17 protein-coding genes and 1 pseudogene are annotated in these 20,636 nt (G+C 36.4%); 3 read left to right on the forward strand and 15 right to left on the reverse strand.

What is annotated here, in order from left to right; all coding sequences use genetic code 11:
• Nucleotides 1–11: 11 nt before the first annotated feature.
• A complete protein-coding gene (locus RCG25_RS14065) occupies nt 12–824 on the reverse strand; it encodes a formate/nitrite transporter family protein (RefSeq protein ID WP_308079444.1) in 813 nt (270 codons plus the stop codon).
• Nucleotides 825–1,708: 884 nt separating this feature from the next.
• Here RCG25_RS14065 and RCG25_RS14070 point away from each other — a divergent pair.
• Nucleotides 1,709–4,795 (forward strand): tetratricopeptide repeat protein, encoded by a 3,087-nt coding sequence (locus tag RCG25_RS14070; RefSeq protein ID WP_308079445.1) that lies wholly within the window; start codon nt 1,709–1,711, stop codon nt 4,793–4,795.
• A gap of 115 nt (nt 4,796–4,910) precedes the next feature.
• On the opposite strand, the gene RCG25_RS14075 is transcribed toward RCG25_RS14070, so the two are convergent.
• From RCG25_RS14075 to RCG25_RS14090, 4 genes are all read right to left on the reverse strand, one after another.
• Complete coding sequence (locus RCG25_RS14075; protein ID WP_308079446.1) at nt 4,911–6,866, reverse strand: NAD-binding protein; 1,956 nt, start codon at nt 6,864–6,866, stop codon at nt 4,911–4,913.
• 3 nt (nt 6,867–6,869) lie between these two features.
• On the reverse strand, nt 6,870–7,160 hold the full coding sequence (locus RCG25_RS14080; RefSeq protein ID WP_308079447.1) for a RyR domain-containing protein: 291 nt from the start codon (nt 7,158–7,160) through the stop codon (nt 6,870–6,872).
• A 229-nt stretch (nt 7,161–7,389) separates the two neighbouring features.
• The gene (gene helD, locus RCG25_RS14085; RefSeq protein WP_308079448.1) at nt 7,390–9,696 is read right to left on the reverse strand and encodes an RNA polymerase recycling motor HelD; all 2,307 of its coding nucleotides are present in this window, start codon (nt 9,694–9,696) and stop codon (nt 7,390–7,392) included.
• Nucleotides 9,697–9,859: 163 nt separating this feature from the next.
• A complete protein-coding gene (locus RCG25_RS14090; RefSeq protein ID WP_308079449.1) occupies nt 9,860–10,639 on the reverse strand; it encodes a nitroreductase family protein in 780 nt (259 codons plus the stop codon).
• 130 nt (nt 10,640–10,769) lie between these two features.
• On the opposite strand from RCG25_RS14090, the gene RCG25_RS14095 reads away from it, so the two are divergent.
• On the forward strand, nt 10,770–11,597 hold the full coding sequence (locus tag RCG25_RS14095; RefSeq protein ID WP_308079450.1) for a GNAT family N-acetyltransferase: 828 nt from the start codon (nt 10,770–10,772) through the stop codon (nt 11,595–11,597).
• A gap of 362 nt (nt 11,598–11,959) precedes the next feature.
• Here the strand turns inward: RCG25_RS14095 and RCG25_RS14100 are convergent.
• Nucleotides 11,960–13,363: pseudogene (locus tag RCG25_RS14100) on the reverse strand (Ig domain protein group 2 domain protein); the annotation flags it as partial.
• Between the two features lie 213 nt (nt 13,364–13,576).
• On the opposite strand from RCG25_RS14100, the gene RCG25_RS14105 reads away from it, so the two are divergent.
• Nucleotides 13,577–14,512: an acetamidase/formamidase family protein gene (locus RCG25_RS14105; protein WP_308079451.1), complete on the forward strand. Its 936-nt coding sequence runs from the start codon at nt 13,577–13,579 to the stop codon at nt 14,510–14,512.
• A gap of 322 nt (nt 14,513–14,834) precedes the next feature.
• On the opposite strand, the gene RCG25_RS14110 is transcribed toward RCG25_RS14105, so the two are convergent.
• The 9 genes from RCG25_RS14110 to RCG25_RS14150 all read right to left on the reverse strand — a co-directional run bounded on the left by RCG25_RS14110 (nt 14,835) and on the right by RCG25_RS14150 (nt 20,412).
• Nucleotides 14,835–15,020: a DUF4926 domain-containing protein gene (locus RCG25_RS14110; protein WP_308079452.1), complete on the reverse strand. Its 186-nt coding sequence runs from the start codon at nt 15,018–15,020 to the stop codon at nt 14,835–14,837.
• Between the two features lie 21 nt (nt 15,021–15,041).
• Nucleotides 15,042–15,344, reverse strand: coding sequence for a barstar family protein (locus tag RCG25_RS14115; protein ID WP_308079453.1), 303 nt, complete (start codon nt 15,342–15,344; stop codon nt 15,042–15,044).
• Nucleotides 15,345–15,644: 300 nt separating this feature from the next.
• Nucleotides 15,645–16,007: a hypothetical protein gene (locus RCG25_RS14120; RefSeq protein WP_308079454.1), complete on the reverse strand. Its 363-nt coding sequence runs from the start codon at nt 16,005–16,007 to the stop codon at nt 15,645–15,647.
• A gap of 354 nt (nt 16,008–16,361) precedes the next feature.
• Nucleotides 16,362–16,508 (reverse strand): nucleoside/nucleotide kinase family protein, encoded by a 147-nt coding sequence (locus RCG25_RS14125; RefSeq protein WP_308079455.1) that lies wholly within the window; start codon nt 16,506–16,508, stop codon nt 16,362–16,364.
• A 216-nt stretch (nt 16,509–16,724) separates the two neighbouring features.
• The gene (locus tag RCG25_RS14130; protein ID WP_308079456.1) at nt 16,725–17,162 is read right to left on the reverse strand and encodes a VOC family protein; all 438 of its coding nucleotides are present in this window, start codon (nt 17,160–17,162) and stop codon (nt 16,725–16,727) included.
• Nucleotides 17,163–17,385: 223 nt separating this feature from the next.
• Nucleotides 17,386–17,682: a putative quinol monooxygenase gene (locus tag RCG25_RS14135; protein WP_308079457.1), complete on the reverse strand. Its 297-nt coding sequence runs from the start codon at nt 17,680–17,682 to the stop codon at nt 17,386–17,388.
• A gap of 363 nt (nt 17,683–18,045) precedes the next feature.
• Nucleotides 18,046–18,477 carry a hypothetical protein gene (locus RCG25_RS14140; RefSeq protein WP_308079458.1) on the reverse strand — a complete coding sequence of 144 codons (432 nt, stop codon included), beginning with the start codon at nt 18,475–18,477 and terminating at the stop codon, nt 18,046–18,048.
• Between the two features lie 403 nt (nt 18,478–18,880).
• A complete protein-coding gene (locus RCG25_RS14145) occupies nt 18,881–19,858 on the reverse strand; it encodes an alpha/beta hydrolase family protein (RefSeq protein WP_308079459.1) in 978 nt (325 codons plus the stop codon).
• Between the two features lie 2 nt (nt 19,859–19,860).
• A complete protein-coding gene (locus tag RCG25_RS14150) occupies nt 19,861–20,412 on the reverse strand; it encodes a helix-turn-helix domain-containing protein (protein ID WP_308079460.1) in 552 nt (183 codons plus the stop codon).
• Nucleotides 20,413–20,636 lie beyond the last annotated feature (224 nt).

Consider the following 20,636-nt stretch of genomic DNA (forward strand, 5'->3'; position numbering starts at 1 on the left):
AAACTTCCAAATCAACTAGCTTTCTTGATAGTTGATCTTGCTTTAGTTGATGATTGTAGGGAATCCTTGTGTACAGTCCAATAAATCAAGGCTACAAACACACCGCCGCCAATCGCGTTTCCGATGACGACTGGAATAAAGTTAGAGAGATAATCTGCCCATGTGACCTCACCCGCAAAAATCGCTGCCGGGATGACAAACATGTTAGCCACCACGTGCTGAAAACCGATTGCAACAAACGCCATAATCGGGAACCAAATCGCAAGTATTTTTCCTCCGATATCATCTGCGCCATAAGCAAGCCAAACGCCTAAACAAACGAGCCAGTTACAGCCAATCGCAGAAATTAAGGTCTTCATAAATGTTTCATCAATCTTCGCCTCTGCTATAGCGACAGTTTTGGTTAAAAATGGACCTGTTTCCGTTAAGCCAACGATGTGACCAAAGAAATACGCGACAAAGATCGCACCAATAAAGTTACTGATTAATACCAACAGCCAATTTTTACCTAGTTGTGCTAGTGTCGCACGCTTGGCCAGAACAGCAATCGGAAGAACCATCATATTTCCTGTTAGCAGCTCCCCACCTGCAATAATGATTAACATGAGACCTACAGGGAACACCGCTCCTCCTAATAATGAGCTAAAGGAACCCCATTGCTGTGGTAAGTTGGCAATCACTCGAATGTCTAATAAAAAACCAAAGGAAATAAAAGCTCCTCCCAAAAATCCTAATAAAAGTGCATGAAAAGGATTCATTGTTGCCTTTTTTGCACCAGCATCCACCGCTAATTCCGCAATACGCTGTGAACTATGAAACGCCATATTTTTCCCTCCAATTTGTTGAATATAAAAACCTTTTCTTAAATAATGGGACAATTGCTGGTCTCTTTGCCTTCTGTATTTTGTGAGAAAACGCAAAAAAGCCCACCATAAATCGGTTCCCATGCCATGCATGGACCGTTTTACAGTGGGCTGATAACTGAGCATTATTTATACTAGCAATCCATCCCGCTACAGACACAATGGAAGAACAGGATATACAGTCAATTTATTATTAACTTACATCAATGAACTTTCCATCCTCTATAAACCTTTCTAATAGTATCATGGATTCATTGATTTGTGAACATTTTACGAACTTTTTGTTTACATATTAAAACAGGCATGAGTTGTTACTCCCGACCCATGCCTGTTTCTTATAGAAGTCGAGAAGTATTTGAAGATAAGTGACAAGACGGTAAGAAAAATACTTTCTCAAACTAGTAGATAAAAAGATGCTGATTCCCGCATTTGGGATCGTGTGGATCCGCTCTTATCGATTGGGGCTCAGTTTAAGCACCCTATCTGATAAATAGACGGAGAAATTTCTCTTAATTAGTAAATAGAATTAAGAATAGCTTAAATAGACGGAGAGATTCCGCCTATTGACTCGAAAAACGTGAAAATGTGTAATTTCGCTTTGCGTAATCGGAAAACCTCCCCTTATTTACCCCGGAACAAGCTCTATTCTGAATATAACCGAAAAATCTCCGCTTATTTTACTATCGCTTGCTACTCAATTAAGGACAAGGCCTCTTTTTTAAATAAAATATAACCCCCTTACATATTTCTCCTTTTCATTACCTTTAGCTCATTAAAGCGTGCACATCCACATAAACTAGGGTAAAATGTCTTATAGATTAATTCTTTATTGAGGTGAATTTGGTGTGAATAAAGAGAATGAAATTAGGCTATTTATCTCTTCCACCTTTCAAGATTTACAAAGAGAACGGGACTATTTGAGTAAAAATACATTTCCTGAACTTCGTAGAATCTGTTTGGAAAGAGGGCTTACTTTAGTTGATGTAGACCTGCGTTGGGGTATCCCTGAGGAAGAAGCAGAGAACGGCCAAGTCATCCGTATTTGCTTTGAAGAAATTGACAAATGCCGACCTTATTTTATAGGTATAATAGGCGACCGATATGGATGGATTCCAACAGATGCAGATGTAAAGAAAGATCCATTATTATTAGAAAAGTATTCTGAATACATAAAAAAATATGTTAATGATGAAATGTCCATTACTGAGATGGAATTTATGTATGCACTTCAAAAGGCACAGAAGAGCGAAGCATCCTTCTATATCAAAGAGATGAACGATACCAATCTGGCGAGTTCCAAGCTGGAACAGCTGATTAATAAAATCAAAGTGTCAGGCTACCCTTATAAAGCTGGGATTACAAATGTTCATGAACTAAGTAATGCAGTGATTGATCATTTTGTCAAAATGCTTGATCGAGAATATCCAAATCTCAATCAAGTTGTTTCTGCTGTAGAGCAAGAGAGACGACTTCATAATGTTTTTGCTCATACGAGAAGAATCATCTATATTGACAATGAATCCTACTATCGTGAACTTGATTATTTTTTACAATCTAAATCCTCTAAGCTTCTAATTACAGGTGAATCAGGCACGGGAAAAAGTGCGTTAATTGCCAATTGGGCTCATCGCTTGGGCAATCAATCTGATAATCTATTTATTTTTACCCATTATGTTGGAGCAGTTTCATCTGGATATTGGGCAACGGATATTATGAAACGTATCTTCGTAGAGCTTAAAAAACGATACAATATTCACGAATCAATTCCTGATACCTTAGAAGAGTTAAAGAGCAAATTATCTACTTGGTTGTTGTATTCCAATGGTGAGCAGATTATTTTAATGATTGATGCTGTTAATCAATTGGAATCGAATGAAAAAGGATTAAGTTGGTTACCTGATCGATTACCGGCACATGTTAAGCTAGTTGTTAGTACCATTCCAGATAAAAGTAAAGGCTCCTATGAAGACTGGGAGAAGTTGAATTTGCATCCATTAACAGACATTGAAAAAGAGAAATTAATCACTTCTTATTTAAATATGTATGGAAAAAAACTCACTACTAAACAGCTTAATAAAATTATTAAGGATGAAAAGTGCTCGGTTCCAATTTTCCTTAAAACGGTACTAGATGAACTAAGAATTTTTGGAAACTTTGAAAAGATTAATGAAAGAATTGACCATTACTTAAGTGTAAGTTCTACAGATGAACTTTTTCAGATTGTATTGGAACGGTTAGAAAGTGATTATGGAAAAGAAATGATCCAGTCATTAATGATGTATATTTTTACATCTCGCAGGGGTCTATCTGAAAATGAAATAATCTCAATTGATAACGGGAAACACTTAACCCGTTTGAACCTGTCTAGAATCTTATTAGTATTAGACTATCACTTTATGAATAAAGATGGTGTATTGGATTTCTTTCATGATTATTTTAGAAAAGCTGTGGAAAATAGATATGTTAATCAGATCTCGGATCGCTCTTTCTATCATAAAGTCCTAGCTTCCTATTTTAGAAACGAAAAGATGAGCCAAAGAGTGCTAGAGGAATTACCATACCACTATTTAAAATCAGAAGATTACGAGGGACTGAAAAAGTGCCTGACTGAAAAAGAGTTTATCAGTCATATTCAAGCTAATAAGGAATATGAAATATTACAATATTGGTCAATCCTTTCCATAATGTATGATCCTGTAGAAAGCTACATTGCAAGTCTAGAACTGAAGGATGATCTAGATACTCTAAACCTACAGCAAATAAATAGAATTACATCTTTATTTATTAAAATGGGGAAATACAATGAAGCTGTATCATTAAATCAGCCATTTCTTCGCCAATTCGAGTCCCTATTTGTTGTCGAGGATCCACTTACTAGTGAATTAAGCAAAAACTTATTATATGCACTAATGATGACCCTCCAGCTTGATCAAGCAGTTGAGTTTGCAGAAAAGGTATTTTCCTTAACGTTCGAAAAACTCGGAAAGAGTACGATTCAAACGGCTAGAGCAGCTCTTCAACTCTCAGATGTTCTAAGTCAAAGTGGAAATTATAAAAGAAGTGAAGAAAAAGTCAAACTTGCCATTGAAATCCAAGAAGAATTATACGATTACCCTACCCAAGAACTAGCAGCGTCTAAATATTTACATGGTCGTGAATTAATGTATTACGGGTTGTACGAAGAGGCGTCTCAAAACTTAAATGAAGCCTATTTCATGCAGCGTAAGCTATTTGGGGAGGAACACCCTGAAACAGCCATCACCAAAGATAGCTTAGCACAGACCAATATTTGGTTAGGCAAGTATCAAGAAGCGGAAAAACTGGTTTTGGAAGCGATTCACACATTTAAGACGGTTCTAGGCGAAAAACATCACCGGACCGCTAAAAGTATTGGAACATTAGCTAAACTTAGATTACAGGAAGAAAAGTTTAATGAAGCCTATGACCTGATTAATCAGACATTAGATAATTACACAACGACTCTCGGAAGAAAGCATCCTTATACAGCTTTTATTCTAAACTATGTTGCAGAAACACTTTATAAAATGGATGAAGTTGAACAGGCAGAGCTTTTATTAACCGAAGCTAACCAAAGTTTATTAAGACAAGAGAAAACTGAAATTGCTTATCAAATTCATATATTAAAGAATTTAGCAATTGTCTATGCAATGACAAACCGTTTTGAAGGGGCAGTAGATTTATTACTTCAAGCGATTCATCAATGTAAAGCTACCCTTCCCACCCATGAAGATTTTATATCAGCATGTGAATATGAATTGGCAAAAATTCAGTTTATTATGGATCCATCTATAGAGAGAAAAGAACAGCTGGAACATGCATTTAGACGCAGGCAATCACTTTTAGGGCCTTCTCATCCAGAATTTCAAAAAATAGAAAAAGATGTTACTAATATTTTAAACTTAGTATCTTAGCACTTTTCTCTTCAAAAAAAATAAACAGCTTAAGTTCTAAACATATAGGGCTTAGCTGTTTATTTTTTATTTTGTTTAATTAGGCAGCAGCAATCTTTACGTAAATATTGATAAACTAACTCTTTTCACAAATGGCATATCCATTAAAATCTAAAATTTTATAAATATTTATTATTGTGTCCCTGTTATTATCCTGGTAATCTTTGTCTGCACTAGACAACTCAACCAGTCTTTCCCACTCAACAAGCCCAGCATGTAATTTATTGTGTTCATCACGATGGCTTTCAACCGATAAATCGGTCATTTTCGTGTTCCACCCCTTGAGATAATGAAACGCACACCAACGATTATGTTCAGCAATTGCCAAATCCTCCAAAAAAGGGCGACAAATTTGGAGATATTTAGTTTCATCTAAAACGAGATCATCCTCTAATACTTGACCCTTTTCTTTCATTTCAAGTCCGAGTGTTTGAAGTTTCGTATAAATATGATCGGCCTGTGAACGGTTAGAATCTTTCAAAAATGTGGTTAACTGATCCCATTCATACCCGTTACTATTTTCTTGACGATAGAAGTCATTGATTGCCTTTGCTAGATTATCAAGTTTTTCATCAATAATAACTTCCTTACTAACAATCTCCCGTAAATCACCGAAACAATAGAGGTTTTGAAATTTCTTAGAGTTGATATGAATCCAATTTGCCAGTTTAATATCATCTCTTACCTCCAGTAAAATTGGAATGTCTTTATATTCTTCATGTAGGAACATACTACTGATGAAATCTAAGTGGTCAGATTCTAAACAGATAACGATATACGTAATCTCTTTCCCATTCACTTCAAACATTTCTTTTTTAAATTCTTCACTATCAATATCCATTGTAATAAAGTTGATTTTGCATACTTTTTCTATGAATTTATACCGACGAAGAAATGAACTTTTCCTTGCATCTGCATTCTTATCTACAATGGTAACATGGAGTTTTTGTCGATTGATGAAATGCCCTAACCTTGCAGCCTGTAAAAGAACTTGTTGTCCTGTATTCCCAAACCCGACTATTAATAGATGGGCAACATCATTTTCATTCTTGCTTCTAATATTTACTTTACCGCTTTCATATAGCGGATGGTCTTCAAATAAAATTTTTGCTTTAAGCTTGTTCAGATTAAACAAATGAAAATCCAAGCTCTGCCTAAGTACGTCCAGCTCAATAATCTCGTTCTCAATTTCTTCAAATATGGAATGAAATGTATCATCTTTAATATGTAAAAAACAGTTTACCTTATGTTTCTTGATTTTATTTTCCTGTTTAATTATTGACTTTACCTTCATAAAAACATCAATGTTCTTTGCTTCATTATGATCCATAAGTATTAAGTGGGACGATTCCAACACATTCGCCTTTTTTAATACAGATGTTTCTAGCGTTTCTCCAAATACAAAAGTGACGCCACTTTCGCGGAGTGAAGGGATTTGGGGATGAGCTACTTGACTCGTAATAATCACCACTAATTCCTCTTTACGTCTCAAATCCTTTGCTAATAACACGGAAGCTTCATTCATACCACTAATAACTATATGCCGTTTATTTAATAGCTTTCTATGGATAACAATTTTTATACGCCCGAATGAATCTGAGGTAACATTATACAATTTAGAAAGTACAGCTGAGGTAATAAATAACACGGCGGACCACCTTGCTAACTCAATCCAAAGTGAATATTGATAGCCTACTTGATTCTTAGGTGAACCGATGGGTTCAACACTAATGGTAAATAGCTTAGCAGTGTAATAGAGAATGTTTAGATAGTTATTCGGTTCTAAAGCTAATGAATACCCTGTAAAACCACAAATGATTGACATCAAAAATAGAATTATTTGAGATTTATTTTTATATGTTGGTTTCAAAACCCCTAGCAATATATTTCCAAGTCCAACTATTCCAGAAAGTAAGAAAACAAGGGTAACTAGCATATTTATGTAATTATTAAACAGTGGATAATAGTATGGGATTAATCCTAATATGGTTAAGCAACCAAATGCTAATAATAATTTTTTATTGCGTTTCATGCATTAATTCTCTTTCTTTTCTATTTTGTATCCTAATGCCATTATAGCTTTTAACGTATTCATTGCCGTAATTCGATCATATTCTTTTTCAGTATCTGTTAATTGGTTATATGGCCTTAACCCTGGATGTGTCTTTTGAATATCATCTCTATTAGTACCATATCTCCAGCCATCCTTGATTCTTTGCTGTGCCCATAAATCATGTGTATTTTCAGCAAGTACCTCAGTAAGTGCCTGAATTTCAGAACTTAATTCTATTTTCGATGTATCAATTGGTGTAGGGTAATATTTCATCTTAGCAGCTCCTAATATCTATGAAATTTACTATTATTATACACATTTTTTTAATAGTTAACCATAACATCCCTCTTTCATTAGGCCAACAGCATATTTTTGAACTTAAACTCTAGCAACACTCTTGTATAGGCAAAATGACAAAGTGCCGTTCAATTTTGAACGGCACTTTTCCAAATTCAGAAGTTCTATTAATATCCTTACATAACTATGTTACTTGCCTGCTTTTTTACATTTCGAAATGAGTAGTGTCCGTTCTAGTAAGTAAAAAGTCTGCCGGCTCTTTCCCATATAGATACAACCGATGCATCGGTCTAGTCATTGATACGTACAACAATTTGATGTCCAAGTCTACTTGGGAATACGGTTCTTCTAAGCATACGAGTAAAACGGCATCAAACTCTAACCCTTTTGATAAATAAGAAGGTAAAATCACGATATGTCCCTTCTTCATTTCTTCTTTTTCTTCTAATAACTGAATCGGAAGATGACTATCTTCAAAAAGCTGATAAATCCTTTGACAATCTCTTTCGGTACGACCAATAATCGCGATGGAATGCAGCTCTTCATTCTTAAGTAAGAATATATCTTTTTCCAGCTGCATCCTCACCTGTTCGAGATTCGTAGGGTCAATCCTTTTATAGCGTGGTTTATCCCCATGACGAATGACGGGTAAAACCTTTGGCAAGTCTTGGTCAATCAGCATCAAAATTTCGTTTGCCAGATTCATGATTTCTACAGTTGTCCGGTAGCTTTTTTGTAAGGCTTGATAATTTGCATTCGGGAAGATTTCTTTCAATACCGGGTCCCAGCTATTTAAGCCTCGATAGGAATGAATGCCTTGTGCCAAATCTCCCACAATTGTGAACAAATCCGTTTCAAAACCCTCTTTTAATGCGGCAAATTGGAAATAGCTGTAATCCTGCGCTTCATCAATGAAAATACTGCGCATCTTGTATTTATCATCGATGCCTTCCAGTTTTACCTTCATGAGAAATAGTGGAGCTAAATCTTCCAACTCGTAGGCTCCTCGACTAAAAATTCGCTGACAATATTTACTTAGAACCCTACATTCTTGATCTGTAAGAGTAGTGGAATGCTCTTTAATCTTTTCAGGAGAAGACATTAGTTCCTTATACAAGGTGAAAATATCTTTCATGACAAACGCATCCATATATTTTTTTACTGCGACCTTTGCCTCCTGCTCCACCCTCTTTTGTCTTTTTTCCTTCATTTCCATTAAGGAAACAACTTTTTGCTTTCTTTTATCAGGACTCAGCTTCGTGTTATATAGGGCTTTCTCTAATGCCTCTTCATATTTCTTATTAAGATTCGATAACATCAGCGATTTCTTCTTTTTCAAATCTTCTTCTAATAAGTTCTTTATTTTTCCAATCCTTTTATAGATTGGTAAGTAGGTATATTCTTTTAGAAAAAGTTTTTTTAGTTTAAGCCCCTTCATCAGAACGGAATTTTCTACGACAAAATCTTCTTGTGGGGCAAGCTTATATTGCATTTCTTTTACATATAGCTCGATTACTTCCTTAAATTCTAGTGAACCTTTATAGCTAGAAACCCATTGAATCGATTTATTTGTTCCGTTATTTTCAAGAAGCTTCATCAGCTTGGAGTTTGGGGAAAATAGCTTTATTTTCTGGCCTAGGCAGCTTCTCATAAAATCGATATAGGTGGTTTGATTGATTTTGTTGACCCCTAATTCAGGTAGGACGGCTGATATATAATCAATAAACAGTCGGTTTGGTGCGAGAATCATTAATTTTTCTGGAGGAAATTGAAATCCAAAGGAATAGAGAAAGTAGGATATTCTATGGAGTGCGATGGTTGTTTTTCCGCTTCCTGCGGCACCTTGTACAATAATCGGGTGCTTCAGAGATGCTCGAATCACTTCATTTTGCTCATTTTGAATCGTTGCCACGATTTCTGTTAATCGATTGTCTGCTTTTCCAGACAAAGATTTTTGCAAAAGCTCATCGTGGGTGGTTAAATCGATGTCTCTTATATCTTTTAAAAATCCCTCGACGATGTCATATTGCCTCTTTAAGGATAGGTAACCTGATTGTTCCTCCCCATATGCATCATAGGACACCTCTCCCAGCCGTCCATCATAGTAGACATTAGCAATCGGAGACCTCCAATCCACAATAATGGGCTGCTGTGTCACGCGATCAAACAAGGATACTTTGCCTATGTATAAAACTTCTTCCTTGTTCGTAGAGTGACTTGTAAAGTCAATCCTTGAAAAATAAGGCTTGCCAATTACGCTTTCTAACCTTTTCAGTTCACTTGCAGCTAATTCCAAAAAACTGGCATTCGCAAGAAGATCAGTGTAGCTCGTACTGCTATCACGCGAATTCAGTTCGGCAAAAGATTGTTTCATATTTTCAACGAAAAATTCTTTATTCCCCTTTGAAATGTCTAAAACCGTTCGTATGTATTCTTTTGTAAACTCTAGGCGTTCTATTTCTGCTTGATAGTCTTTATGGTCACGGACAGTCACTTGATCTTTGGCACTCATTCGATTCACTCGCCACCTCTCACTACAATTCGGGAAGCATGAATGTTTAGAATAAACTAAATCCTCATTTCTAGTCAAGTCATAAAACAAAGAACAATTAAGTTAATGGTGAAATCCTAGGTGGGATTGGTTACATCAATCCCACTCTATAGATTAATAAGTATTACTCATTTTTCATGAAATTCTGGCTCTCTAGGTATTTCAGAACGGTTTGTGAATATTCATGATGTGATTCTTTGGTGTACTTGGCAATGGTATAAATTTGAGCGAGATTCTTTAATCCTAAACGTTCTGTCATTTCCTTCAGCCTAGGGACGTCCATGTAGCGTTTCCAGCCCTTTTCATCCCTCTCTTTATAGATTTCTTGAATTTCTTCATTCGAGAAATCACGGTATTGGTCATAGTGAACAAGTCCATGTCTTGGCAGTCGGTCACGTGGAGCAGGGTTTTCTGCAGGATACCCTAATGAATAACCCACAACTGGTACGACATTGGGTGGTAAGTTTAGCAGTTCCCCAATTTGATCGCTATTGGCTAGCGTTGAGCCCATGTAGCAAATGCCCAGACCTGCACTTTCTGCTGCTAAAGCACAGTTTTGTGCTGCCAACGTCGCATCAATGGCACCAATCATAAAGCTCATGAAATTATCAAATTGTACAGGTGCATCATTCAACGCAAGCCATTTTCTCATTCGATTAAAATCAGCACAAAACGTTAATAGAATCGGTGCATCTACTACCATCGATTGGTCCATATGTGCGGTGTATAATTTTTTCTTAAGCTCTTTGTCTTTTGTGACAACAATGGAATATGATTGCATATTACCACTTGAAGAGGCACGAATGCCCGCATCTAAAATTTGATCCAAGAGTTCTTGACTTACTTCCCTATCTTCATATTCTCGGATAGATCTGTGCCCGTGTATTACATCGTTAAATTCCATAGCGGTCACTCCTTTTTTTATATAACTATAGCAAACCATCATTTTCAAAGCTACAAGATCTCTAAAAGAAGGAAAATAGCAAGGACTAAAAGAATTAACATAAAGGATTATAAAAATAGAGGTGACTGCGATGTTAACACAGGAAGAACTAGCTAGCATAAAAGAACTTCAGGAGATTTGCGAGAAAGATGGAGGATTTCACCTGAAGCTTAATTATGACATGCTTGAAAATAGATCAGGACAGGAAAAAGAAGACTTTTTTCATTATGAAGATGACAAGCTTGTCGGTTTCCTTGGTAGTTATGATTTTGGCAATAAAGTAGAACTGTGCGGAATGGTACACCCCAATTACCGCAGAAGAGGTATTTTTACTAGATTACTTGAAAAAGGAATTGAGGAAGCTAAGAGGCGAAATATCAAGAAGATTTTATTAAATGCTCCAAGCTCCTCCCTATCGGCGAAGAATTTTTTAACAGCTATCCCTTGTACGTTTTACGTAGCAGAATATCAAATGAAGTGGCACAAGGTGGAGCTTTCCGAGGATCCTTCTGTTACTTTAAGGCCTTCTACCTCAACAGAGGATTTCGAAGCAGAAATACAGCTTGAAGTCTCGGCCTTTGGATTTAATGAGGAAGAAGCACGACGGTTCAATCAGCAGATTAGGGAAAACAGTAGTGATCAAAACTTTATCATTGAAGCGGATGGAAAAACAGCCGGAAAAATCCGCGTTGCTGAAGCCGATGGAGAAGCATGGATTTATGGCTTTGCTGTGTTTCCCGAACTACAGGGAAAAGGAATTGGTAGAAAGGCATTAACAAAGGTTGTTAAAACAGAAGTTCAAAAAGGGCTATCCGTTTTTCTCGAGGTCGAAGCTAAAAATTCTCATGCATTAAAGCTATATGAATCATGTGGCTTTAGAAGCTATCACTCACAGGATTACTATAAATATACGATCTAATATCTGTTTACGAAATTACAAATGAGGAAACCCATTCAATTTTTTAATGAATGGGTTTCCTTTTGTATTTCACAATTTGACTCATTTTCTACTAACTTAATACGATCTAGATAATTCCAGACGCCTTATTAATTACTAATCTCAATATCATCGAAATTAAGTCTTTTTCCTGTTGTCCCTGAAACGACAATTCGGAATCGGGCGGGAGCCGTTTGACTAAGGGTGAAGGTTTTAACAGTTAGTGTAGACGTACTTGTATTTGTGCTCCCAATTTTTGTCCATGCCGAGCCACCATTTGTGGACATTTGCAGCTGCCAGCTTGCCCCTGTATCGCTACCAAAATTGGCATGGGAAATTTTTATACTTTTTGCTCCACTTACGTCAAAATTCATGGTTAGGGATCCAGATGCTTGAACACGTGTTGACTGCAGCCCTGTTTTCTTATCCGTTGATAAATTACCGATAAGAGCATTATTAAAGTACCAAGAACCACTTGCAAGTGTGACATTTCCTGAAGAGTATGCCGTTTTAGTTCCAGACTCAAACTTTTCATTTAATACTGTTGTCCCAACAGTTCCGCCAGAGCCATAGCCGTATGACCCGGATTTAAAGGTTGATGTATCATACCATTTATAGCCCGCTGCTGGTGCTGCCCACGGTTCCGAAACCGGCTCAGTAGATGTTTGTGGATTTTCCATTGATAGTAAGGAAGTTGGCTGATCAAGTTGCAATCCACTTACTTGAGACAACGCTGTGTAGCTTTCTTGTTTGGCTAACCAATCGATGATATTCACAAGCAAAGTACCATCATTCTGTTCCTTAAACCCATCGTAGGTTGTCTTCGTTGTACCTGTTTCCTCACGCAGGTACTTAGGCGTCGCATCCTCTACTGGTGAGGAATCACCGATAAAAGCTGCTTTTCCTAATCCAAGCTTGGATACCGCAGCATAAGGGCCCTCCGCTCTACCCCCACCATTATACACGCCTTGATCAACAGCATTGCCCCAAGCCGTAGTTGTTGAAGGAAGAAAGACAATACCTTTTGCCTTGTTTGGATCCGTTATGGCTAATGTAGAACCCGCATGCATGGCAACAGTCGATACACCAGTAGTAATTCCGAACGCTTGACTTGGTGCTACAATATCATTAGCTGTTACATCGCCAATCGCGTTATATCGAAATCGGATTCCAAAGTTGGTTGAAAGCCAGTCTGATCCTGTTACCCCCTGCATGGCTGCAGACGAAGCCTCCTCTGTGGTCATTCCTTTTGCAGGATTGGAATTGGCACCACGTCGATACCCATTAAAGACCTCTGATGCATCCCAGCGGTTTTTGTTGCGGTCCGCGTTATAATGGTCTCCAATAAAAAAGATACTTCCTCCATTCTGCACATATTGGATCATGGCAGCCTGTTCAGAACTTTTGTAAGGGATATTGGCTTCTCCAATAATAAATACATTATAGCCTATCAAGTCCTCATAGGTAATTGGAGTTGTTTTTCGCAGTTCTTTTGCATAATAGCCTTTGTTTGCTAAGGCATTAGCAAAATCAGAGAATCCCCCATCCAAAACCCAATCTGCTGCACCAGCAGTTTGCCCATGTGTATTATCAAATAAGATTTTCTTACCATTAGCTGTCCCAACAGGCTGCAGCTGTGGAGCTGGGTCAAGTGCATTCTCCGCTGAAGCAAACGGTGGTTCAGTAAAGAGCGTTGAAGAGAAAAGTAGAATTATTAATGCAATGATAGAAAAGCGTTGACGTGTCATTATTATCACTCCTTTTTGTGTAGTCCTCATAAAACTACCACACTATTATTGATGGAGTGTTAAAAATACTTAAAATTTAATATTTTCCCAATATGAACATTACTACTTGATAGAAAAGTAGGTAAAATTATGTTTTTTCAAAAAGTTTTTAGTTATTATAAAATAGTATAGAAACATTCTTTAGTCATCTAAGCTATTAAAGGAGTGAACACCATGATACATAAACTAGACTTAAAATCCGAGAATCTACATGGGTCCTTCAGCAAGGACTACCAACCAATTTTAACAATTGATTCCGGTGATACCGTACAAGTAACAACTCCTGATATTGAATGGGGATATTCTAGTTCTAAAAATGAAGAAAGAGTAGTTTTTGAGTCAGCGGTTAATGAAGAAGATCGAAGACATCCAATGATTGGTCCAATCGCTATTCGTGGGGCAAAGCCTGGAATGGTGTTAGAGGTGAAATTGAATGATGTCGTGCCTGGCTGGTATGGGCGCAATTGGGCTGGCGGATTCAAGAATTGGCAGAATGATAGTGTAGGCTTATCTGAAACCGCAAGAATTCAAGTGGACTGGGAGTTAAATGCAACAACAATGAACGGGACTGCCCAAATCGGCGGTAACCAATTTCATGTTGGATTGCAGCCCTTCATTGGACTTATGGGTGTCGCTCCTTCAAAACCAGGCGTACATGTTACCTCCCCTCCTCGTTATTGCGGCGGAAACATTGATTGCAAGGAATTAGTCAAAGGCAGCACCCTGTATTTGCCAATTGGCGTAGATGGCGCATTATTTTCGATTGGGGATGGACATGCCCTTCAGGGGGATGGTGAAGTTTCCGGGACAGCGATTGAGTGTCCGATGGATTTAGTCGATGTGACATTGATTGTCAGAGATGATTTTGAGTTAACCATGCCTCGAGCCAAGACTCCTACAGGTTGGATTACCTTTGGTTTTGATGAAGATTTAAACGTGGCCGCTGCTACTGCACTAAATGACATGGTGGAACTTATCCAAGAGTTTCATCGTATTGAAAAAGTAGAGGCTATGGCCTTAGCTAGTGTCGCGGTTGACCTGAGAATAACTCAAGTGGTGAACGGTGCGAAAGGTGTGCATGCCGTTTTGCCTCATGGTTCCATTAGATAATGCAAAAGGTGACAAGAATTTCCTTAAGGGGTTCTCTTATTGGGAGTTTTTATATTAAAACACTTATAATTACCCCGATTCTAGTAAGAAAAATCTAAGATAAAACAACTTAAATTTAGTAAAAAAAGGGCACCGTTTTTCTAACGGGTTCCGTTGCCTATCGCAAAACGTTAATTTACAGCTAAAAATGTATAGTAAAATGCTTATCAATTTGCACCGTATTTGCGGTGCTTTTTGTTTATAAAAAAAGCCCTGTCCGATAATGGAATTAGTCTACTTACCGTATTAATTTTCAAGTCGTATTGAACTAACGCACCCTTAGTTAAACAACAACTACCAGTAAATCTCGTGATAATGCACCTAAATATTTTGTGTTCCCATTACTATCACATATTTCTACTTCGAAATACTTATAATCGTAAACTTCTAAGATTGTCCCGATTTGCCCTTTGGTAATACTTTCATTGGGCAAATCTTTTGTAATTTTCACTACATCAAATTGTTTCATTTACACACCCCTTTTTAACAGTTAGCCCCCGTTGTTGAAGAAGAACTCTGTTTTTTCGTCAGGATATTCTTTATTGTATTCGTTTAAACATTCTAGCAAAACTTCAGCATCAGTCGGTAAGTTTTTTTCTAAATACGACCACCCAATAAACTGAACTATAGTTGGTAATTCAATAAGTCCTGTAATCACATCCCAAAAAGCATCCCAATTCTCCCCATAAAAATCAGGAAAATCTAGCCTCTCTTTTAAAAGCGTATGTAATTCTTTAGTTGTTTTTATATTTGTTACATCAATGGTAACAATTGAATTCCTTTCAATACTCAACTGAAACACCTCTATTAGATTATTACCTTTAATTTAATATTCTTCTCGGAACATTCCTGTTCCTTCTTGAACTAACCCCGTTACTTCAATAAGAAAATAAGATCCTTCTTTATTGAAGAATCGCACCCCGTTAGTGAAATTTCACATCCAACGTGTACGCCACATTACCAAGCTATTGATATTAGGTCTGGTTCAATGAACTCTTTACAAATATAGGTGAAGGGGAGAATACATACTGAGGACAAGAATCTTTTGCTGCTAGATGAATAATATTTTCAAAAATTTTTGATAGTGGCATCTTCACCCAAGGTAATGTGCTAAAAGGTGGTAGATCTTCTTTAAGAAAAAATAAACGAGGTTTTCAGTGTATAGTTTTTTATCGTGAAAAAAAGAAGCTACTTTATCGCAACTAACATTATTTATCTCGAATTTGTTTTTCATTTTCTCTAAGTCTAGAATTACCCATTTAATTATTGGGATACTCGATATAAATAGAGTTTTCATCTTTTCTTTTTCCGCATCATCTAATAGCTCGATACTTCCTTTGGTCAAAAAAGGCTCTAACATTAAACTGAGTTGCCTCTTTCTTTCATCGTTTCTTTCTTTTTCTTTTTGCTTTTGTAAGAGAGCCTCTAATTTTACTTTTCGTGTATTCTTGTCCATTGTAACACCTTCTTTTTACTCAACTTCCTCAATAATATTTAAACTAATCTCCCTTTCTTAAAAAAAAAGGGGCTGCCTACTACACAATCCTAATGTTTTACTAACGCCCCCGTTACTTTAAGTGTAATATTTCAAAATTTTTTACCTTGAATATGTTTAAGAGGCAACTTTTTTAGATTATAAAAAACAATTTTTGCAACTTCTGTTACTTGTAATGTATCATCAACAACGTAATCAGCATTCGGCTTAATCGTTTCAAGCATATTTAGATAAGCTCGTCTTCCTCTAGAGATATAATTTTCCATATCAAACAAAATATTATCAGTGGAACTATCCCTAAAAACTCTTATTACTCTACGCTAAAGAAATGTCTAATGGAATATCAATAAATACGGAGAAATCAATGAATTTAATTAATTCAGAATGTTTATAGGAAAACAGGAAGTCTAAGTCGATGTAATCGAGTGGTGCACTTAATAATCCCTCTAAATCCTTAATCAAAGGAGTTAAATCCCTTTAGTTAGGGTCTCCCCCATTATCTACCCAGTCCACAATGTCATCTGGACCATTGAAATCATAGTTATCAAAAAAAGAACCATTGAATTAGGTAATTTCTGATTTAGAAGTTTTGTTATTGGTGTTTATCCTCCGCCAGATACAGCCGCAATAGCACTGACATTTGGTAAATTTCCTTTATTCATAGTATCCCATCAATATTTATTTAATTTCCTCAGCTAACTCCAAAATAATGCCCTCTGGACCACGAACATAGCATAACTTATAACTTTCTTCATATTGCTGTATCTCACTAAAAATATCAGTGCCCTTCGTTTTCAATTTGGCAACAACAGCTTCAATATCTTCAACAGCAAATGCAATATGTCGGATACCCAGTGAATTTGCAAAGGATTGCTGAATATCTTTTTCATCTGACGGATTATAAAATTTGATTAGCTCTATCCATGTCTGACCGTCTGGCATTCCTAATCCTACACACGCTACTTTAACGTCATTAAGCCCAACTGCATATCCCATCAACTCTCCTTCCATTTCCCATTCCCCTTTCACCTCAAGTCCAAAATCGAGAAAAAACGCTTTAGCTGCTGACAGATCATTTACGATCACACCCACATGATCTATTCTATTGATCTTCATATCCCACATCTCCTGTGTTCTGTTTTTTTGCAATACTCTGATTCTTAGTTTCCTTTATTCGATGTTTTACTTCGCAATTCCTTCCTGCACTAAACTGCCCCGTTAGCGCAATAAGAAATGGGATCACCGCAGCAATCCCACTTCTTCCACTAAAGCCTACTTTAGTTTAAGTAATTCTATAACAGATGAATACTGCTGAAGGCTTGAACGAGTTGTATTTTAGTTAAGAAAGATTCGTAACAGGCGTATAAAAAATGCGTTCCCGTTTTTCGAGTAAGGGGACGATTGTATCTAAAACAATCCTCTTAAAGTAAGGCGTTTCTGAGTGGCTTGCAAGTGCTTGTTCGTCTTGATACTGCTCAAACAGTAAAAAAGCGTCTGGGTTGTCTTTCGAGCGGTTCACTAGGTAGTGAATACATCCTTTCTCCTCTTTGACTATCGAGATCATTTCTCTCAATGCTTGTTCCACCGTATCTCCCATACCAGCCTTACATTGATATTTTGCTGTGAGAACTATCATGTCATGTTATCTCCTTTAATGAAATTAAAATATAGTATACTTGAGTAAGTATAAATGTAATAACTCAAAAACAGACTTGGCAAGTAAAAAGAATCCTGAAATCATTAGGGGATTGCCTCTATCCTCTTGACCAGTTTCCTCTATAAGGCTTTTTGACTCAGTTGGCACATAAACTTGAAAAAGTGGAACATATACTCAGGAAGAACCATAACATATAAATTCGTATTAAAAAGGGAACATACCAAACACTATTTAACTATCCTGCCCCGTTTGTTCAACAAGAAAAAATGACCGCCGCAGCGATCTATCCTTAACCAAAGCCCCCAGTAGTTCAACTCGCAACTCCGTTTAAACTTGCTATTATCAATTAAAAATTTCAATGCTTATACCTTTATCTACTAATAACGAAATCACTTCCTGATTTTTTTCCAAAAGGCAAACAGAGAAATCCTCAACAGATAGAAATAAGGTTCTATTTTTAAATAACTTGAAACACCACACTTCGGGTTTAAGCCCTTCAAAAGAGGGTTCCTCTAGTTTGTAAAATATCCTCCTTGAAAGACTGGTCAGCTCTCCCAAAATACTTATACTGTTTTCCATTCCATCCCAGGGTTTAACAAAAGTCCCTTCTAACTTTTCAAATTCGAACTTTCCACCCATTAAGGGATTTTCTGTATCAAATTCTCCATCGGGGAATACAACTTCAAACTGGTCGCAATGGCTAAGAATCGAACTGAAAATATGTTTCCATTCAGGAGTAGAACATATATTTAAAAGGACAAAATCATTTTCCATACTGTTCACCAACTTTTTTCATATAATCATTTATTGCCATTCTTTATGTCAGAATGGCAAAGAAAAAAAGAGCTAATTTTGGCTGCTTGAACTTAAAGTAAAGGACCCCGTTTGTTTAAGTGTATTATTTCACAATCTTGCGTTTAGTTGATTTTTTAATATACATTAAGCCAAATCTCATATTATTTTTTTCTGTTTGGGATACCATGCAAATAATCCTGACCTAAATGCATTATCGGCTGCAATGGCAGTCCATACGGCTGGTAATCCAAATCCAAGTTTCCAAGCAAAGATTTAAACGCCTAATGTTCGGATTACCCGTATTCAAACGAACGTGAAAAGAAACATTCTATGCGAAAATAGTCTAATATAAGGAACGCCTTTAAAAAAGGCGTTCTAAATTTCACAAGACAGCTTTCTCCTCATTCATTGATTCTTCATTTTTATAATTTGCCACTAACCAAGTAGAGATTTCCATAAGTCCTTCTTCATGAAGTGGACGCTTTAATATTTCTTTGAAGAATTTTCTCATTTTTAAAACCGTTTTCGGTTCCGACTGAACACGGAGTCCGTGCTCCATATTCGGTATAATATGAAACTCGCTTTTACCTTGAACTAGATTGGGGAGCTCTTTTAAAACCTCATTATCAACTAACGCATCCTTATCACCCTGAATAGCAATAACAGGACATGTTACTCTTTTTAATGCCTCTCTTGTGTTAAAGGAATTATGCTCACGGTACCATTTAGCAGGTTGTTTAAAGAAAAGCTGTACTTTAATAACGTCCTTATCAGACTTCATCACCTTTTCCATAAAACTATTGACTTGTTTTTCCCCTTTTACATCCACTTTTAATTTTCTGTATAACCAGCCCATGATTCCTGGTGTAGCAAATAATTCTTTATAACTAAACTGGCGTTGTTTTTCAACAGCTTCTATTAAATTATCAACACCCCCAGATAACAACATGATGCCTGCCAGGTTTATGGATTCAGCTAACTTTGTTGCAATAATCGTTCCTTCACTGTGGCCACATACAATAATCTTTTCTTTATCCACGTTGGGATGTGATTGGAGAAATTCTATCGATTTCTTTGCATCCTCTACTAAATCTGAAAAGCCTGCTGCCAGCCAATCTCCTTCTCGTTTTCCCGTTCCTCTTTTATCATATCGCAATGTAACAAAACCTAAATCAGTCATGAAATGGGCGAGTTCTTTGTAAAGGTTTGTGGTAATTTTTCCTTTTTTAACATTTCCATCTCTATCAAGAGGGCCTGAACCTGATATTATTAAAATTGCAGGATAAACCCCTCCCTCGTTAGGCATTGTTAAAGATCCATATATTGGATTTTCAATATTTATCTTCATTTCTCTCTCCATTATTAAACACTCCTTTTTGGTGACTCAGGTATAACAATGTTAGCAAAATATCTTGCTTTCCTTTCAGGTGACGGTTTGTTTTCCATAGCTTTTTGTATGGATGTTGCGATGGTTCTAACTAGCTCTAAATTCTCATCATCCGAGAGGTAAAGATTCGCTACTCGATAACTTACACCATCCCTTACAAGATCAACATCACCTTTATTCAAGTAGCTCTCATATAAACCAAGCAATTGTGTTGTATAGGTTAAAAATAATTCTAAATGCTGATCTTTTGTTAGACTTTTTAGCTCTTCGTTTGAAGATATTGTATGTTCTTTCAATCCATATACTTTTTCCACCGTCCCTCGTATTTGATTTTCTTGAACAACTTCAATTACATTTGCATCGTGAAGTTTATTTAAATGCCGATATAATGTAGCTTGCGGAACATCTTTAAGTCGTTCTGCTATTTGTTGTACATTTAGTTGTTTACCATTCATTAGTGACTGAGTAATCCGCATCCGAACAGGATGCAGAATTAATTTTATTTTAGAATTTTGCATACGATTCATCTCCAACATTCGGTTTTTTATTATCATTATCAAAAATGATAATAAAAATACAAAAAATAAAAATTTATTATCAATAATGATAATAATATACAAATCGATAACATTCAACTCTTTTTTTAAAATTTAATCTAACCTCAGGGCATCTTTTCATAAGCGGCCAACCAAAAGATAGCTGTGAAATAGTGCATTGGATAGAAAAAGGTTCAAATAGCAACAAAGTTTAC

It is taken from the genome of Neobacillus sp. PS2-9, assembly GCF_030915525.1.
Classification (GTDB): Bacteria; Bacillota; Bacilli; order Bacillales; family Cytobacillaceae; genus Neobacillus.

Excerpts from the sequence above, each read along its gene's own strand:
- RCG25_RS14065 (WP_308079444.1), bottom strand. The coding sequence starts at position 824 with ATGGCGTTTCATAGTTCACAGCGTATTGCGGAATTAGCGGTGGATGCT.
- RCG25_RS14075 (WP_308079446.1), bottom strand. The coding sequence starts at position 6,866 with ATGAAACGCAATAAAAAATTATTATTAGCATTTGGTTGCTTAACCATA.
- RCG25_RS14080 (WP_308079447.1), bottom strand. The coding sequence starts at position 7,160 with ATGAAATATTACCCTACACCAATTGATACATCGAAAATAGAATTAAGT.
- helD (WP_308079448.1), bottom strand. The coding sequence starts at position 9,696 with ATGAGTGCCAAAGATCAAGTGACTGTCCGTGACCATAAAGACTATCAA.
- RCG25_RS14090 (WP_308079449.1), bottom strand. The coding sequence starts at position 10,639 with ATGGAATTTAACGATGTAATACACGGGCACAGATCTATCCGAGAATAT.
- RCG25_RS14095 (WP_308079450.1), top strand. The coding sequence starts at position 10,770 with ATGTTAACACAGGAAGAACTAGCTAGCATAAAAGAACTTCAGGAGATT.
- RCG25_RS14105 (WP_308079451.1), top strand. The coding sequence starts at position 13,577 with ATGATACATAAACTAGACTTAAAATCCGAGAATCTACATGGGTCCTTC.
- RCG25_RS14110 (WP_308079452.1), bottom strand. The coding sequence starts at position 15,020 with ATGAAACAATTTGATGTAGTGAAAATTACAAAAGATTTGCCCAATGAA.
- RCG25_RS14120 (WP_308079454.1), bottom strand. The coding sequence starts at position 16,007 with ATGGACAAGAATACACGAAAAGTAAAATTAGAGGCTCTCTTACAAAAG.
- RCG25_RS14130 (WP_308079456.1), bottom strand. The coding sequence starts at position 17,162 with ATGAAGATCAATAGAATAGATCATGTGGGTGTGATCGTAAATGATCTG.
- RCG25_RS14135 (WP_308079457.1), bottom strand. The coding sequence starts at position 17,682 with ATGATAGTTCTCACAGCAAAATATCAATGTAAGGCTGGTATGGGAGAT.
- RCG25_RS14140 (WP_308079458.1), bottom strand. The coding sequence starts at position 18,477 with ATGGAAAATGATTTTGTCCTTTTAAATATATGTTCTACTCCTGAATGG.
- RCG25_RS14145 (WP_308079459.1), bottom strand. The coding sequence starts at position 19,858 with ATGGAGAGAGAAATGAAGATAAATATTGAAAATCCAATATATGGATCT.
- RCG25_RS14150 (WP_308079460.1), bottom strand. The coding sequence starts at position 20,412 with ATGAATCGTATGCAAAATTCTAAAATAAAATTAATTCTGCATCCTGTT.